The 16,490-nt window shown below is 66.1% G+C and carries 14 protein-coding genes; 8 read left to right on the top strand and 6 right to left on the bottom strand.

All coding sequences use genetic code 11. The features are described 5' to 3' along the window. Positions 1–116 precede the first annotated feature (116 nt). Positions 117–542, top strand: coding sequence for an EF-hand domain-containing protein (locus tag SBA_RS10600; protein WP_261934387.1), 426 nt, complete (start codon positions 117–119; stop codon positions 540–542). 140 nt (positions 543–682) lie between these two features. Here SBA_RS10600 and SBA_RS10595 read toward each other — a convergent pair whose 3' ends face one another. Continuing rightward, positions 683–895 (bottom strand): hypothetical protein, encoded by a 213-nt coding sequence (locus tag SBA_RS10595; RefSeq protein WP_261934386.1) that lies wholly within the window; start codon positions 893–895, stop codon positions 683–685. 154 nt (positions 896–1,049) lie between these two features. On the opposite strand from SBA_RS10595, the gene SBA_RS10590 reads away from it, so the two are divergent. From SBA_RS10590 to pyrF, 7 genes are read left to right on the top strand one after another with little or no spacing between them, the layout of a single operon-like run. Then, positions 1,050–2,192, top strand: coding sequence for a fumarylacetoacetate hydrolase family protein (locus SBA_RS10590; RefSeq protein WP_390902444.1), 1,143 nt, complete (start codon positions 1,050–1,052; stop codon positions 2,190–2,192). Then, the gene (locus SBA_RS10585) at positions 2,189–2,944 is read left to right on the top strand and encodes an SDR family NAD(P)-dependent oxidoreductase (protein ID WP_261934384.1); all 756 of its coding nucleotides are present in this window, start codon (positions 2,189–2,191) and stop codon (positions 2,942–2,944) included. The genes SBA_RS10590 and SBA_RS10585 overlap by 4 nt, the downstream gene beginning before the upstream one ends. Position 2,945: 1 nt before the next feature. Then, positions 2,946–3,821, top strand: coding sequence for an SMP-30/gluconolactonase/LRE family protein (locus tag SBA_RS10580; protein WP_261936717.1), 876 nt, complete (start codon positions 2,946–2,948; stop codon positions 3,819–3,821). Between the two features lie 22 nt (positions 3,822–3,843). Continuing rightward, on the top strand, positions 3,844–5,256 hold the full coding sequence (locus tag SBA_RS10575) for a sugar porter family MFS transporter (RefSeq protein ID WP_261934383.1): 1,413 nt from the start codon (positions 3,844–3,846) through the stop codon (positions 5,254–5,256). Positions 5,257–5,273: 17 nt separating this feature from the next. Next, positions 5,274–6,143, top strand: coding sequence for an aldose 1-epimerase (locus tag SBA_RS10570; protein WP_261934382.1), 870 nt, complete (start codon positions 5,274–5,276; stop codon positions 6,141–6,143). Positions 6,144–6,176: 33 nt separating this feature from the next. Further along, entirely contained in the window at positions 6,177–6,527 is a 351-nt protein-coding gene (locus tag SBA_RS10565; RefSeq protein WP_261934381.1) for a LapA family protein, read from the top strand. After that, positions 6,524–7,198: an orotidine-5'-phosphate decarboxylase gene (gene pyrF / locus SBA_RS10560; RefSeq protein ID WP_224545811.1), complete on the top strand. Its 675-nt coding sequence runs from the start codon at positions 6,524–6,526 to the stop codon at positions 7,196–7,198. Before SBA_RS10565 ends, pyrF begins: the two co-directional genes overlap by 4 nt. A 213-nt stretch (positions 7,199–7,411) precedes the next feature. Here the strand turns inward: pyrF and SBA_RS10555 are convergent, their stop codons facing one another. From SBA_RS10555 to SBA_RS10535, 5 genes are all read right to left on the bottom strand, one after another. Further along, on the bottom strand, positions 7,412–7,828 hold the full coding sequence (locus SBA_RS10555) for an acyl-CoA thioesterase (protein ID WP_224545809.1): 417 nt from the start codon (positions 7,826–7,828) through the stop codon (positions 7,412–7,414). A 108-nt stretch (positions 7,829–7,936) separates the two neighbouring features. Continuing rightward, a complete protein-coding gene (locus tag SBA_RS10550) occupies positions 7,937–8,590 on the bottom strand; it encodes an outer membrane protein (RefSeq protein ID WP_224545808.1) in 654 nt (217 codons plus the stop codon). 181 nt (positions 8,591–8,771) lie between these two features. Further along, on the bottom strand, positions 8,772–10,166 hold the full coding sequence (locus SBA_RS10545; protein WP_315975768.1) for an L-serine ammonia-lyase: 1,395 nt from the start codon (positions 10,164–10,166) through the stop codon (positions 8,772–8,774). Between the two features lies 1 nt (position 10,167). Continuing rightward, on the bottom strand, positions 10,168–14,364 hold the full coding sequence (locus SBA_RS10540; RefSeq protein ID WP_261934380.1) for a translocation/assembly module TamB domain-containing protein: 4,197 nt from the start codon (positions 14,362–14,364) through the stop codon (positions 10,168–10,170). Beyond that, positions 14,364–16,436, bottom strand: coding sequence for an autotransporter assembly complex protein TamA (locus tag SBA_RS10535; RefSeq protein ID WP_261934379.1), 2,073 nt, complete (start codon positions 16,434–16,436; stop codon positions 14,364–14,366). Before SBA_RS10535 ends, SBA_RS10540 begins: the two co-directional genes overlap by 1 nt. Positions 16,437–16,490: the final 54 nt, after the last annotated feature.

The following is a 16,490-nucleotide window of genomic DNA, read 5'->3' as shown; positions in this document are numbered from 1 at the left end:
GAGACATGAATGGATGTTCAGGAACATTCACCAGTCGTCATCCATTATCTCCGCAGCAAATCGACATCGCCGGAACAATTATTTCCCGGCACATTCGAAGGTGACAGGAGATTACCATGGTCCGCATATTTCTTTTCTCGACCGCCCTCGCGATAGCGGCACCCGCCATGGCGCAACAGGGCATGGCGCCCGACCAGGGCGCGAGCCCGGCCGCGCCCCAGTCTGCGACTCCGGCCGCACCCGCCGCACCGCAGGCAGCGACGCCCGCTGCTCCGGCCAACACCGCCGCAACGGTCGCGTCGATCGTCGACAGTGAATTCCCCGCCTATGACGCGAACAGCGACGGGCAACTCGACCAGTCGGAATTTTCGCGCTGGATGGTGGCGCTGAAGGGCCAGGAAATGAAGGCGACGGGGTCGACCCTGCCTGCCGAGCAGGTCACGGCTTGGGCCAACGGCGCATTTACGACCGCCGACAAAGATAAGAGCATTTCCGTCAGCAAGCCTGAACTTGTCAGCTACCTGAGTGGCGGCGCAGGCTAAAGGCTGATTCCCCCCTGTCACGAAGGCGGGGATATAGAGCCTGAGGGGTCGCACCCGGAGGCGGCATGGAACGAAGGCCATGCCGCCTCTTTTTTAAGTCCGAATATTGAGAAGAAGTGCGCCGCCAATGCGCCGCGCGATCAACCTTTTTTGCGGGTGTAGAGCAGCGCCGCAACGATCGCGGCAGAACCGATGCCCACCGCCGCGCCCGCCCATACGCCCTTTCCGGCCGATTTGATCGCCGCGGTAGCGAGATCGACCTTATCCTTTTCCTTCGCCTTTGCGGCGGCGGGGGGCGTGGGCTTTGCGGCGTCTGCACCGACCGGCGGCGCGCTGTCTTCAGGCTTGCTCATGGTTCGCAATGCTATGCCCCAAAGCGGCGGCCACGAAAAGCCGGAACTGCTTCCCCCTCCCACCTTTTGCATTTTGCGCGCACCCTCTTGACTTCACCCCCCGATCCATGTTGGTAGCGCTATCAATTAACAACCGTCCCATTAGGAGTTGATGATGTCGGGGGCCGCCTCCTTGTCCACCTTGGTAGATTGCCTGCCCGCCGACTGGCGCGCCGGCCTGTTTCTTGGCCGTGTCCTGACCGCTGATGGCCCCAGCCCCATATTGGTCCGCGACGGCATCGCTCATGATATGAGCCGCGTCGCACCGACCGTGGCGCAACTGATCGAAAAGCTGCCGCTGGCGGCCGATGCCGGCGAAGCCCTTGGCCCGGTCGATGCGCTCGATCTGCCGCTGCTCAGCCCGGTCGATCTGCAATGCGTCAAGGCGTGCGGCGTAACCTTCGCCCTCTCTGCGATCGAACGGGTGATCGAGGAACGGGCGCGCGGCGATGCCAGCGCGGCTGCGGAGATTCGCGGCCGGCTGGAAGAGCGCGTCGGCGGCTCGATCCGCGCCGTGGTGCCCGGTTCGCCCGAAGCCGCCGCGCTCAAGGCCGCACTGATCGAGGACGGGCTGTGGTCGCAATATCTGGAGGTCGCGATCGGCCCGGATGCGGAGGTGTTCACCAAGGCGCCGGTGCTGTCGACCGTGGGCGCGGGCGCGCAGATCGGCATCCGGTCCGATTCCACCTGGAACAACCCCGAACCCGAAATAGTGCTGATCGCCAATGCCGCTGGGAGCGCTATCGGCGCGACTCTGGGCAATGACGTCAATCTGCGCGATTTCGAAGGACGCTCGGCGCTCCTGCTGGGCAAGGCGAAGGACAATAATGCGTCCTGCTCGCTTGGTCCGCTGATCCGCCTGTTCGATGGCGACTTCACGATCGACGATGTGCGCAATGCCGAAGTCGAACTGACGATCGACGGTCCCGAAGGCTATCGCCTCGAAGGCGTAAGCAGCATGAACCAGATCAGCCGCGATCCGCTGGAACTGGTGCGCCAGACGCTGTCGGAACATCAATATCCCGATGGTTTCGCGCTGTTCCTGGGCACGCTCTTCGCCCCGGTGCAGGATCGCGACGATCCGGGCCGCGGCTTTACCCACAAGGTCGGCGACGTCGTCGCCATCTCCACCCCGCGCCTCGGCAAGCTGGTCAACATGGTCGTGACATCGAAGGACGCCGCGCCCTGGACCTATGGCCTCACCGCACTGATGACCAATCTCGCCGCGCGCGGCCTGCTGAAAGACACCGCCGCATGAGCGCCATCTATCCCAGTCTGAAGGGCAAGCGGGTTTTCATTTCCGGCGGCGGCAGCGGCATCGGCGCGGGGCTGGTCGAGGCGTTCGTCGGCCAGGGCGCGCATGTCGCCTTTTGCGACATCGCCGTGGCGGAGAGCGACGCGCTGGTCGCCCGCCTCACTGGCGCCAACGTCACCCCGATCTTTCACGCCGTCGACCTGCGCGACATCGAAGCGGTGCAGGCGATGATCGGGACGGTCGAGCAGCAGCTTGGCGGGATCGACATTCTCATCAACAATGCCGCCAATGACGACCGCCACACGATCGAGGAAGTGACCCCCGCCTATTGGGACGAGCGGATGGCGGTGAACCTGCGCCACCTCTTTTTCGCGGCGCAGGCGGCGGTGCCCGCGATGAAGCGCGCGGGCGGCGGCGTGATCCTGAATTTCGGATCGATAAGCTGGCACCTCGCCCTGCCCGAGCTGACCCTCTACCAGACCGCCAAGGCGGCCATCGAGGGCCTGACCCGCAGCCTGGCGCGCGACCTGGGCCGCGACAATATCCGCGTCAACACGATCATTCCGGGCAATGTGAAGACCCCGCGCCAGGAAAAATGGTACACGCCCGAAGGCGAGGCGGAGATCGTCGCGGCGCAATGCCTGGACGGCCGCATCCTGCCCGTCGATGTCGCTGCGCTGGCCATGTTCCTGGCGTCCGACGATGCGCGTTACTGCACCGCCCATGATTATTTCATCGATGCCGGCTGGCGCTGAGATGTTGACCGCCGATCCGCAAAGCGTGCTGTCGGTCGGCGCGACGCTGGGCGAAGGCCCGGTCTGGGTGGCGCGCGACGCGGCTTTGTGGTTCGTCGATATCAAGGGACATCGGATTCATCGTTACGATCCGGCGCTGGACGTCGGGCGCAGTTGGGGGACGCCAGGCCAGGTCGGCTGGATATTGCCGACCGATGATGGCTTGTTCGCCGTGGGCCTGCAATCAGGCGTCCACAGCTTCGACCCCGCCACCGCCAGCTTCACCCTGCGTCATGCCCCCGAAGCCCATCTGCCGGGCAACCGCCAGAACGACGCCTGCGTTGCGCCCGACGGGGCGATCTGGTTCGGGTCGATGGACGATGCGGAGGAGGCCCAAAGCGGCCATTTCTATCGTCTCCACGAGGGCGCGTGCATCGAAAGCGGCCTGCCTGCCGTGTCGATCACCAACGGCCCTGCCCTCTCGCCTGATGGGCGTATCCTGTACCACACCGATACGCTGGGCAAGCGCATCTGGCGCACCGCGTTGGCGCCAGACGGCACGGTCGGCAATACAAGCCTGTTCGCCCGGATCGAGGATGGCGCCGGCTATCCCGATGGTCCCACCATCGATGCCGAAGGCTGCCTGTGGACCGGCCTGTTCGGCGGCTGGGCGGTGCGCCGCTACGACCCGACCGGCACGCTGATGCGGGAGGTGCGCTTCCCGGTCGCCAACATCACCAAGATCGCCTTTGGCGGCGACGACCTGACCACCGCCTACGCCACGACCGCGCGCAAGGGGCTGGACATGACAGCGCTGGCACAGCAACCTCTGGCGGGCGATCTCTTCGCCTTCGATCCCGGCGTGGCCGGGCTGCCGGGGCATGTCGCAACGATATAAGAACAGGAAGGACGGTAGAGAGATGAATGAGGGGAGCGCCGAAAAGGTCAATATGGCCTTTATCGCCGCAATCGTCGCCGTGGCGACGATCGGCGGATTCATGTTCGGCTATGATTCGGGCGTCATCAACGGGACGCAGAAGGGGCTGGAAGCGGCCTTCGACCTGGGCAAGCTCGGCATCGGCATCAATGTCGGCGCGATTTTGGTCGGCTCTTCGATCGGCGCATTCATGGCAGGGCGCATGGCGGACCTGATCGGCCGACGCGGCGTGATGATGCTGGCGGCCGTCCTTTTCCTGGGCAGCGCGTTGCTGGCGGGCGCCGCCGGGTCTTCGGCCATCTTCATCTTGGCCCGCATCATCGGTGGCCTGGGCGTCGGCGCGGCGAGCGTCATTTCACCCGTCTATATCTCCGAAGTCACCCCCGCCGCCGTGCGCGGACGCCTGTCGAGCGTGCAGCAGGTGATGATCATTTCCGGCCTGACCGGCGCCTTCGTCGCCAATTTCGTGCTGGCCCGCTATGCCGGTGGCTCCACCGCGCCGCTATGGCTGGACTTCCCGGCCTGGCGCTGGATGTTCTGGTTGCAGGCGATCCCGGCGGCCATCTACCTGATCGCGCTGCTCTTCATCCCCGAAAGCCCTCGCTATCTGGTGGCGCGCGGCCGCGATGCCGATGCCGAAGGGGTGCTGACGCGCCTGTTCGGTCCGCTGGAAGCCGCGCGCAAGGTTGCGGAAATCCGCGCCAGCCTGGCCGCCGATCATCACCGGCCCAAGCTGTCGGACCTGATCAGCAAGACCACCGGCAAGATTCGCCCGATCGTGTGGACCGGTATTGGTCTGGCCGTCTTCCAGCAGTTGGTCGGCATCAATGTCGTCTTCTATTATGGCGCGACGCTATGGGAAGCGGTCGGCTTTTCCGAAGATAATGCGTTGCAGATCAACATTCTATCGGGCGTGCTGTCGATCGGCGCGTGCCTGGGCGCCATCGCCCTGGTCGACAGGATCGGGCGCAAGCCGCTGCTGCTGATCGGCTCGGCCGGCATGGCGGTGACGCTCGCGATCGTCGCCTATGCCTTCTCCACCGCCGTCACCGGCGCGGACGGCGCGGTGTCGCTGCCCGGCCATAACGGCCTGATGGCGCTGATCTCCGCCAATCTCTACGTGATCTTCTTCAACCTTAGCTGGGGTCCGATCATGTGGGTCATGCTGGGCGAGATGTTCCCGAACCAGATTCGCGGATCGGGGCTGGCGGTCGCCGGCTTCGCCCAGTGGATCGCCAATGCCGCCATCTCGGTCAGCTTCCCGGCGCTGGCTGTGTCGCCGGGACTGGTCGTGACCTATACCGGCTACGCCCTGTTCGCAGCGATCAGCTTCTTTTTCGTGCGCAAGATGGTGCATGAGACGAAGGGGCGCGAGCTTGAGGATATGGAAGGCTGAGCACGGACACGATCCTGTTGCGGGCGGGAGGGCTGGAAGCGGCCATCTCGCCCGCTGTCGGCGGATCGCTGCTGAGCCTCGCGCTGGACGGCGTGAATCTGCTGCGCCGTGCGCCGGACGGTGCCAGCGATCCACTTGCGATGGCGAGCTTTCCGCTGGTTCCTTACGCCAATCGCATAGCGAACGGGCGCTTTGCCTTTGACGGACGAAACTATCGGCTTCCCCTCAATTTCGGCGACCATCCGCACAGCATCCATGGCTTTGGCTGGCAGACGGCATGGACGGCGAGCGAGACACTTGCAGCGGCTACGCGCCTGACCCACGATCATGGCGGCGGTGACGGATGGCCATGGCCCTATAGGGCGGAGCAGCAGGTCGCGCTGACCCCTTCGCTCCTGTCCATGTCGCTGTCCATCACCAATGTCGGCGACTTGCCGATGCCCGCGGGCCTGGGCTTTCACCCCTATTTCCTGGCCGACGCCGCGACCATGATCCAGTTCGACGCGGACGGCCTCTGGCTCTCTACCCCGGACATGCTGCCCGACCGCCACGCCGCCGCCGATATGCTGGGCGACTGGTCGCGGCCTGCCATCGTGCGCGGCGACACGCTGGTCGACAATGTTTATACCGGCTGGAACGGGACCGCGACGATCCGGCGCGGCGACGGCCTGCGCCTGACGCTGCGAGCGACCGGGGCCGGGTTTCTGCACGTCTATCGGCCGCCGGGCAGCGTCGATTTCTGCCTGGAGCCGGTCAGCCATATGCCCGACGCGATCAACCGCGGCGGCATGGCGACGGTGATGCCCGGCGACACCGCGCGCGTCGCCATGACGATCGCCATCGACAAAATCGACCAGACGCTTCCGAAATCCGCCGGGATCGCCTAAGCTACCCCAAAGCAGCAGCGAAGGGTTCAGCCTATGCAATTTTTGCGGACAGCCTTCTGGGTCGTCATCGCCGTGGGACTCGCCTTCTTCTGTATGGCGAACTACGTGCCCGTGACCGTGCGCCTGTGGGGCGACATGGTGATGGAAACCAAGCTGCCCGTATTGTTGATCGGCGCTTTCCTGCTGGGGGCGCTGCCCTTCTGGATCATGGCGCGGGCCACTCGCTGGCGTCTGAAGCGCCGGCTCGACAGCACCGAGCGCGCATTGGTGGTCGCCACCACCGCCGCCGCCCCGCCCCCACCGCCCGCCTTTTCGGATGTGCCAGCCGTTGCCGGCCTCCCCGACCCGCTCGCCCCCACCCCCAGCACCACAGGACCAGCATGAGCAGCCCCATCTATGTCGCCATCGACACGCCCGACCTGAGCAAGGCGCAAACGCTGGCCGGTCAGGTGAAGCATCATGTCGGCGGACTGAAGCTGGGTCTGGAATTTTTTTGCGCCAACGGCCATCATGGCGTGCATGAGATGATGAAATTCGGCCTGCCGATCTTCCTCGATCTCAAACTCCACGACATCCCCAATACGGTGGCCAAGGCGGTGCAGGCGCTGCACTTGCTGGAACCGGCGATCCTGACCGTCCATGCCGCTGGCGGCCGGGCGATGCTGGAAGACGCCAAGGCGGCGGCCGGGGTGAACACCAAGGTCGTCGCCGTCACCGTGCTGACCAGCCTGGACGATGGCGATCTGCTGGATATCGGCGTGGGCGGAAAGGCGGAGGATCAGGTCCGTCGCCTCGCCGACCTGGCCCAGAGCGCGGGGCTGGACGGCATCGTCTGTTCGGGCGAGGAAGTGGCCGCGGTCAAGAAACACTGGTCCGACGGCTATTTCGTGGTGCCGGGCGTGCGGCCGGCCGGCGGCGCGTTGGGCGATCAGAAGCGCGCCGTGACCCCGCGCGAGGCGCTGGACCGGGGCGCGTCGATTCTGGTGGTCGGGCGGCCGATCAGCCTGGCGGAGAATCCGGACATGGCGGCGCGGGAGATTGAGGCGACGCTTTAGGGCGGGGCCGAAGACATGGAAATTTCGGAATTTTGGTTCGTCGTGCTGCTCTCGGTTGCGCTATTCTGCGTGGTGCAGGCAGTGCGTGATATCCGCACCAAAACTATGCCTGGGGTGCGGCCGCGCCCATAGCGGCGGCTCTCATCCTAGCCATGCCGATTAAAACTCATGCGGTGAAGATCGACCTGTCGGCTAACCGTTAGCGCGGGCTTGTCAGCGTTCGGACTCCGCGTCGCCAACGAAGAAATGCTGGATCACCTCGCGCGTCAACCGGGCCGGGCGCAGGCTGCTGGCGTCGATGCAGCACCAGCTTGACTTGACCTCCGCCAGCACTTCCTCGCCGCGTTTGATGATGGTTTCGTAGAAGGCGCGGGCGCCCTGCACCTTTTCCAGCAGGACGGTGGCGATCACGTCGTCGTCCAGGAAGGTGGGCTTGCGATAGGTGATTTCATGCTTGAGCGCGACCCAGAGATGCTGGGCGACCGCTTCGGCCGGGGCCAGCGCGCGCCAATGGTCCAGCACCGCCGCCTGCACCCATTTCAGATAGCTGGCATTGTTGACATGACCCATGAAGTCGATGTCGATCGGATCGATGCCGATCGGGAAGCGGTGGGGAATCGCGTTACTCACACGGATGTCAATAGCAGCCCTGCACGCGGACTGATAGGGGCAATAGCTTGCTCCACGAAAAAGGGGCCGGTCTCGCGACCAGCCCCTTCCCTTGGCCGATACCGGCGATCAGAAACGCCAGCCGACGCTGCCGACGACCTGATGGCGGTCGGTGTCGATGCCGAATTCGTCGCTGGTCGCGCCATTGGCGAAGTTGATGTGGGCATCCTCATATTTGGAATAGCGATATTCGATCTTGGCGAAGGTGTTGGCGTTGATCGCCCGCTCCACGCCGGCACCGATGCGCCAGCCGTCCAGCTTGAACGCGGTGTCGGTTTCCTGATTGGTGTCGCCGGCCAGCACGTCGAGCTTGGTGTTGGTGTAGCCGCCCTTCACATAGACCAGGGTCGCGGGGTTGGCGAGAATACCGGCGCGCGCACCGATATAGAGGTCGCGGCCCTGCTTGACGCGGCCGAAGCCGAACTGGTCGGAAAAGTCGGTGCGGCTGCTCTTGGCGGTGGAGTCGGTATATTCGCCTTCCACGCCCACGACCGCGCTGCCCAGGTTCACGTCATAACCGGCGCCGACGCCGTAGAGCAGGCCGTCGATCTTCTGATCGTCATGGCCATTGTCGTTATCGACATCGCTGCCAGCCCCGGTACGGTCATAGCCCAGTATCGCTTCGACGCGCGGGCCGGTGAAGGTGGGGCCGACATCCTGCGCGAAAACGGGGGTGGCGACGGTGGCGCCGGCCAGAAGGGTTGCGACCATCAACTTACGCATAACAGATACTCCGTATGTCATTCTGTCCCCTCTCTCAGGGGGTGAGACGCACAAGCCGGAGCGGCCGCCTTTGTTTCATGAACGGGAGATAAACATCTGAATATGTGACCTTAATGTCACGAAATCAGCTCCGTTCGCCGTGCGAGCGTGCGGATCTGGCGGTGAACCGCCGGAACGATTTTCAACATTCCACGACATTGACGGCCAGACCGCCGAGCGAAGTTTCCTTGTAGCGGCTCGCCATGTCCTCGCCGGTCTGGCGCATGGTTTCGATCACTGCGTCCAGACTGACGATGTGGCGGCCGTCGCCCTGAAGCGCCAGATAGGCGGCGTTGATCGCCTTGACCGCGCCCATCGTGTTGCGCTCGATGCAGGGTATCTGGACCAAGCCGCCGATCGGATCGCAGGTGAGGCCAAGATTATGCTCCATGCCGATCTCTGCGGCATTTTCGATCTGGCCATTGGTGCCGCCCAGTACGGCGGCAAGCCCGGCCGCCGCCATCGAGCAGGCGACGCCGACCTCCCCCTGGCAGCCCATTTCGGCGGCGGAAATGGAGGCCCGCTTCTTGTAGAGGAAGCCCATGGCCGCAGCGGTCAGCAGGAAGCGGCGCTCACCATCCCGATCGGCCCCCGGCACGAAGCGGCGATAATAATGCAGCACCGCCGGAATCACCCCCGCCGCGCCGTTGGTCGGCGCGGTGACGACCCGGCCGCCCGCCGCATTTTCCTCATTCACCGCCAGCGCAAACAGGCTGACCCATTCGAAAATCTGCGCCGGGCCCAGCGCATCCTGTTGCAGCCGGAGCCGCTGGTGGATGGCGCGGGCGCGGCGACGGACCTTGAGGCCGCCGGGCAATAGCCCCTCCTGCTCCAGGCCACGGTCGATCGAGGCGCTCATGGCGTCGATCACGCTGTCGAGGAAAGCGTCGGTTTCCGCCTGTACGCGCCACGCCCCTTCATTACGCAGGACCAGGGTCGCGATCGACAGGCCGGTCGCTTCGCCCTGCGCCAGCATCTCCGCGCCGGAGGAGAAGGGATAGGGCTGGACGACATTATGGCCGAGCGGCGCGGCGTCATCGGTCGGGGCGGTGCCGAGCAGGACGGCGCCGCCGCCAATGGAATAATAGTCGCGCACCAGCGGGGCATCGCGCCCGTCCAGCCAGGCGGTGAAGCGCATCCCGTTGCTATGCGCCTCTAGAAATTCGCCCATGCGGAACAGCAGGTCGCGCGCTTCCTCGAACGGGACCATATGATCCACGGCGCTACCCGCGCGGATGCGGCCATCAGTGCGAATGGCGGCCAGGATGGCGCCGATCCGGTCGGGATCGACGCTTTCGGGGCGATAGCCAGACAGGCCAAGAAGGATGGCACTATCGGTCGCATGGCCCCGGCCGGTCAGCGCCAGCGAACCGAACAGTTCGCATTGCACCCGCACCGGCGTCTGCGGCAGGCTATCCATGAACATCAGTGCGGCGCGCATCGGCCCCACCGTATGGGAACTGGAAGGGCCGATGCCGATGGTGAACAGATCCATCACGCTGATCGCGGTGGCCGCATCGATCCGGCTTTTGGTCACATCAATAATCCTTGGAAACCCGCACGTTCGCGCTTTCGCGGCCCAGCGTGGAAATGGCGCCGAGCAGCGAGAGCCAGCGCGTGACCTGATATTCGATCCGGGTGGCGCTATAGCCCTGTCCGTCGGTAATGAGTTCGACATAGGTTTTGCGGGTCAGATATTTCCCCGCCGCGATCGACGTGCCCTGCCCCTGGGTCGGGTCGGCGGCGATGATGCGCAGCCGGTCGAGACCCGCCGCCTTGCGCACGGCATTGATCGGATCCAGCCCGCCATTGCCCTGCAGCGATCCGACGGCGGAGGCAAGTTGCAGCGCTTCGGGCGCGGACAGGTTGGTGATCGACGTGCCGAACAGGATGCGCGAGAGCAGTTCGTCCTGCGGCAACGCGGGAACGCTGGTGAAGCTGATGTCCGGCTTCAGGCCGGTGCCGCCGACATGGATGGTGGCGCTGAGGTCGCTGACGTCCGCCTCCGCGCTGATGTCGAGCGTCGGGTTGACCGGCGTTCGGCCATCGAACTGGATATGGCCTTCGCGCAATTCGAAGCGGCGGCCGGCAAATTCATAGCCGCCGCGCACCAGTTCCGCCCGGCCCGCAATCGTCGGATTGGTGACGGTGCCGCCGAGGTCCAGGTCCGCCCGCCATTCGCTGTCGAGGCCGAGGCCGGTGACGGTCAGGCGATTGCGCGCCCGTGCCTTGATGGCGAGCGCCCAGGGGACGTTGGAGCGCGGCCGCTCGATCTCGTCGCCACGGCGGTTGACCTCCACCACCTTGAGTTCGGGAATCTGCGCCACGGCGGCGGCACGGCCCATGGTGAAGCGGCTCTTGTTGAGCAGCAGGTCACCGCCGATCGTGCCGCCCACCCCGTCCGACCGCAGGGTGATGGGACCGGTTACGGTCGCGGCGATATCGTCACGCTCCAGCAGCGCGGCATTGTCAGCCTGAAGGCTCAGGTCCATCCCCACGCCGGCGATGCCGTTGAAGGTGAAGCGGCCGGTTCCATTGACTGTGCCGCCATTCTGCGCGGTGGCGGCGAAGCTGGAAATGACCAGTTGCGCGCCGGAGAAGCGACCGCGCGCCTTGACGTCCTTCAGGCGCATACCGGTCACCGGGCTGTTGATCGCGGCATTGTCCGTGGCGAAGGTGCCGGTGATGACCGGCTCGCCCAGCGTGCCGCGCATGTCGGCCGACACCCCGACCATGCCGGCGATATCGACGATCTCCACCCCGGTCAGCCGCCAGAGCGTGTCCGCCGTGCCGTTGAAGCGCAACTGGGCGAAGAAGGGCGCGCGGTTGAGGCGCGTCGCCAGACCGCCCTCCGTCCCCAGCGGATTGAGCAGCGCCTGCGCCTGGCCGATCGTCTTGCCGTCGGCGACGAAGACCATGCGAGTGGCGAGCCGTTCGCCGGTCAGCACGGCATTGACGCCGACATCGACCGGGCGGGAGCTGAGCGAGAGGCCGGAGCGGGACAGGCCGCGAATGCGCAGTTCAGCCTTGCCGCTGGGCAGGCCGCCGCGCGGCTGGGCGTAGCTCAACGATCCGGTCGCCATGCCGCCCAGGCCCAGATTGTCATAGGCGATGTCGAGCAGGGCCAGAGGCAGCTTCTGCATCCGCGCTTCGATATGGGTCGCGGCGCCGCCCAGTTCGCCCGCAAGTTGCAGCGATCCGCCGGCATAGGCGATGGTCGCGGGCGACAGGCGCCAGCCACCTTCGGCGCGCGTGAGCACTGCCGGTCGGGTCAGGCGGATCGACCGCTTGTCGATGGTGCCGCCGGCGGTCAGGCGGATGCGGTCGGGCTGGACGTCCGCCTCACCCTGCAGGTCGAACAGGCGGCCGCGCTGGCCCGACAGGCTACCGCGTATCTTGCCCTTGCCATCGACCAGTTCGGCATTGGCGGCGAAGCGCCCGAGCAGCACGCCGCCGACACGCAGGCCCCGCGCCTGCGCCGTCGCGGTGACGGTGGTGCCGGGGGGATCGAGCAAGATGGTGCCGTCCAGCGTACCGCGCCGGACTTCGATCACGGTCGGTCCTTCGAAGCTGGCGTCGTTGGCGGTCAGTTTGAGCTGCACCTGCTGATTGTCGTCCACCGGCTTGAAATTGATATAGCCGGTGACCGGTCCCATGACGCTGAGCTGGCCGTCCAGGCCGCCGGCAATGGGCCGGATATCGCCGCTGGCGGTCACGCCCGACACGGCGAGGTTGGCGACCCGCACCACCGCCTGCCCGCCATGCGGCAACAGGATGACGCCCCGCCCGGTGAAGGCGCCGAGAGTCGACCCGCCATTGGCGGTGTAGCTGTAGCCATTGGCGTCGGGGATCAGCTTCGCCCGCACGTCGCGCAGGCCCAGAGCGTCCATCGGCCGGGCCAGCAGGACGTCGATGGTCGGCCGGTCTATCATGCCGTCCAGCGTCAGCGTCACCGGCCCATAACGGCCATGGCGGCCCACGCCCTCCAGATGCAGCGTCTGGTCGCGATGGCGCACGCCCTGCCCCGTCAGCGTCAGCAACGGCGATTCCAGCCGCAGGTCGCGCAGCCCCAGATCGCCGTTGGGCAGCAGGTCCAGGCCACTGCGCACGGTCGGAAGGCCGCCGCCCAATGTCCGCAGGAAATCATTGTCCAGCCGCCGCACCCGCGCCAGCGCATTGCCGGACAGGCCGAAGCGGCCATCGGCGCGCGGCACCGCGCGCAGCTTGGATGTCAGGTCCACGATGCCGAAACCGGGAATGAAGAGATTGGCGATCTGGCCGTCCAGCCCCGCATCATAGCGGCCGGTCTTCAAGTCCGCGATCGCCACCAGCTTGCCGCGCAGCTTGTCCGATCGCAGTTGCATGGGATTGCTGACGATCTGCTGCCCCTTGAGCTGCAACACGCCATCGAGCTGGAAATTGCGCAATATGCCCGCGACCAGGTCGCCCTGACCATCGACGCTGCGCGCGCGCAGCCGCAAGGGGATGAGCGCCGGGCCGTTCCGGGGCGCGCGTCCCTTGCCCTCCGCCCGAAGGTCGTTGATGATCGCCCGGTCGATGGTCAACTGACGCGCAGTGACCAGATATTCATAGCCCAGCCCCGCAAAGGGGCCATCCAGCCGAATCTTTGCTGCAACGTCCCTGCTGCGCACATCCTTGAGCAGTGCTTCGGGCCGGGTCAGTTTCAGGTCGATCCGCATATTGTCGAGCGCGTTGTTGCGCAGGTCGATCGCGCCGTCGGCGGCCAAATCGACCGCCGCGGAGCGGAGCGAGAGCCGTCCGTCGATCACCCGGTCGACCATCGTGCCGCTGGCCCGCAAGGACAGGCGCGGCGCGGCGATGCGGCGGAGCAGTCCGTTGCCGGCGATCGCATTGCCCTCCACCGTGCCGCGTGCCGAATAGGCGCCGCTGCGCGCGGCCAGCACGACATCGGCGGCGGGCGCACCATCCAGCGTGGCGGACAGACGGCCGTCCCACCGGCTCCAGCCGCCCTTGCCGCCGATGCGCAGATTGGCGTCCTGCTGCAACCCAGCCATGGCCGCCAGCAGGCCGGCCTTGGGTGCGTTGACGGTCACGTCCAGCTTGAAGCGATCGTCATCCGGGCGACTGTCGAGCGCTATGGTCAGGGCATCGCTGCCGTCGAGCGTGCGCGCCGTCAGATCGATGATGGCGCGTCCGCCGCGAATATCGGCGTCGCCCGCCATGGTCGCGACCTGTGCGCGACCGGTGACAGAGGGCGCGATATCCAGCCGTCCGACCGAAAATTCCATCAGTCGAATGTCGAAACCCGGCAGGATCGGCCCGCGCCGCTGGGTCGGGTTGAGCTTGGGCAGTTTGTGCAAAGTCGCGCGCGGGATCACCAGCCGGTCGATGTCGAGCCGGTTGGACAGCCAGGCGAAGGGCCACCAGTCCAGTTCGACCCGCGGGGCTTCCAGAAACTTGCCCTTCGGATCGGACAGGATGAGGTCGCGCAGCACCGCCTTGCGGTAGATGCTGCCCTCTATCCCGCCGACCTGGATGCGCAGCCCCGACGACGATTTGATCGCCGCGATCCGGGTGGCGAGGAAGCGATGCCCGCCACCGGTATCGAGCCACAGGAGCGCGCCCGCCACGATCACGACCATGGCCGCCAGCAGCCCGGCCAGCCAGCGCTGCCAGCGTCCGTCCCAGGCGCGGCGTGGCCGAGGCGTGGACGACGGCGGGACGACCGGATCGACGGGTGCGTCGTCGGCCATCAGAAAGCTTGCCCCAGCGAGACATAGACGGCCACCTTGGGATCGCCCGATTGCGGGTTGATCGGCGTGCCGACATCGACGCGGATCGGGCCGAAATTGCTGTAGTAGCGCACGCCCATGCCCGCGCCGATGCGCAAGTCGCGAAAGCGCGGCACGAAGCTGGTGGAGATATTGCCGGCATCGACGAAGGGCACGACGCCGAAATTGCCGAAGCGCACCCGCGCCTCCAGCGAAAATTCGGCCAGGCTCTTGCCGCCGACGGGATCGTCATTCTCGCCATAGCGCGGCCCGATCGCCTGATAGCCATAGCCGCGCACCGACGCCCCGCCGCCGGCATAGAAGCGCCGCGACGGCGCGATCTGATCGACGGTCGATCCCAGGATCGTGCCGAAGCGCGCCCGCGCCGCCATCACCAGCTTCTCGCCCATCGGCTGATAGACGCTACCGTCCAGTTGCACCTTGGCATAGCCGAAGGTGGTGTTCTGGAACGACAGTTCGGGACTGATCCGGCCACCCAGCCGGAAACCCTTGCTGGGGTTGAGCAGGTCGTCGCTGCCGTCATAGGTCAGGCTCAGGGGGATCGCGGCGATCAGGAAGGTGCGGCGCGCGCCGCCCGAAAAGGCGTCGGCTTCGTCGGACGCCACCAGTTCCGCGCCGACCCGCCACACCCAGTTCTTCTGGAACAATATGTTGGTCTGGCGTTCCAGCCCGCCCGACAGGGTGATGGTGCGCGCATCATAGGCGTCGCGCTTGATGTTGCTGACCGACAGCAGCCCTGTCAGCACATTGTCGCGCCGGTGGAAATTGTTGCGGCGATAGGTGAAGGACGCGGTCTGTTCCTGCGTGCCGAGCACCCCGCGCAGCGTCACCGCGCCTTCGGGCGGGAAGAAGTTGCGATGCTGCCAGCTGACTTCCGCGCGATAGCCCTCCCCCGTGCCATAGCCCAGTTCGCCCGCGATCGTGCGCAGCGGCGCCGGACGGACATCGACGGCCAGGTCGACATGCTCGCCATCGCCCGCCTCGACCGGCTTCAGGCTGACCGAGGAGACGAGGCCGGTGGCGACGATGGCGCGGCGCAGATCCTCGACATCGGAGGCCATATAGGTGTCGCCCGGATCGAAGCGGGCGATTTCCTGCGCATGATGCGCGTCGAACAATTGCTCATTGTCCATACGGATCGCGCCGAACCGGCGGAAGCCGCCGGGCGCGACGATGATGTCGAGATCGCCCTTGCGCTCCTCATGATCGATCCGCACTTCGGGTTCATCCACCCTGGCAAAGGGAAAACCGCTTTCGGCGAGCTTGGTCGCCAGCGCATCGCGCCCGGCGAGGATCACATCGGCATCGACGGGATCGCCGACCTTGGGCGGGAAGGCCGCGCGCAGCCGCGCTTCCTGCCCAGCCGTTTCCGCCAGGCCGGTGAGATCGACCGATTCCAGCAGATATCGGGTGCCGGGCGTGATGTCGAAGGTGACCGCCAGCCGATCGCTGCCCGGCGGCGGCGCGGCGACGGCGCTGCGGATGCGCGCGGCATAATAGCCCTTCGCGCGCAACAGCCGGTCGAGCAGTTCCCCATCCTCCTTCATGCGCCGGTTGATCTGGGCGAGGTTGGCGGACTTGCCCTGCCCCTGGCGCAGCACGGACAATTCGTCGAAGCGCAAGGTGAACTGGGCATCGGCGATAGCGTCGATGCCGCTGAGCAGCACGGTGTAGCGACGCTCTTCGCCCGCATCGGCGAAGCTGGCTACGTCGTCGGCGGGACCGGACGCCTGGTCCGCCAGGTCGGCGGGCATATCCGTCGCGACCGGATTGCCGGAATTACCGGCCTGGGCCTGATCGTCCACCGGGTCTGCAGGCAGCGGTGCAATCGTATCGGGCTGGCCCATGTCGGGCCAGTCGACGCCGATGTCGGGCATTGCGTCGAGCGTCTGGTTCGGCTCCGGCGCGACCTCGGCCGGCGTCTCCTGCGCGCACAGAGCGCCGGGCGCGGCAAGCAGCAACGGCGCGAGAAGGAGCCGGGCGGCATGCGGGCGGCCTGAAGAGCGGCGTCGTATCCGCAAACCATCGGTCATGGCGCCGGTCTAGACCAACTGTGGGCGTAAACGCCAGCCCCAGAAGGAGCCAGG

The sequence above is a fragment of the Sphingomonas bisphenolicum genome (assembly GCF_024349785.1).
In the GTDB taxonomy this organism is placed as follows: domain Bacteria; phylum Pseudomonadota; class Alphaproteobacteria; order Sphingomonadales; family Sphingomonadaceae; genus Sphingobium; species Sphingobium bisphenolicum.
The sequence above is the reverse complement of the archived record's forward strand: the minus strand, read 5'-3'. Positions and strand labels throughout refer to the sequence as shown.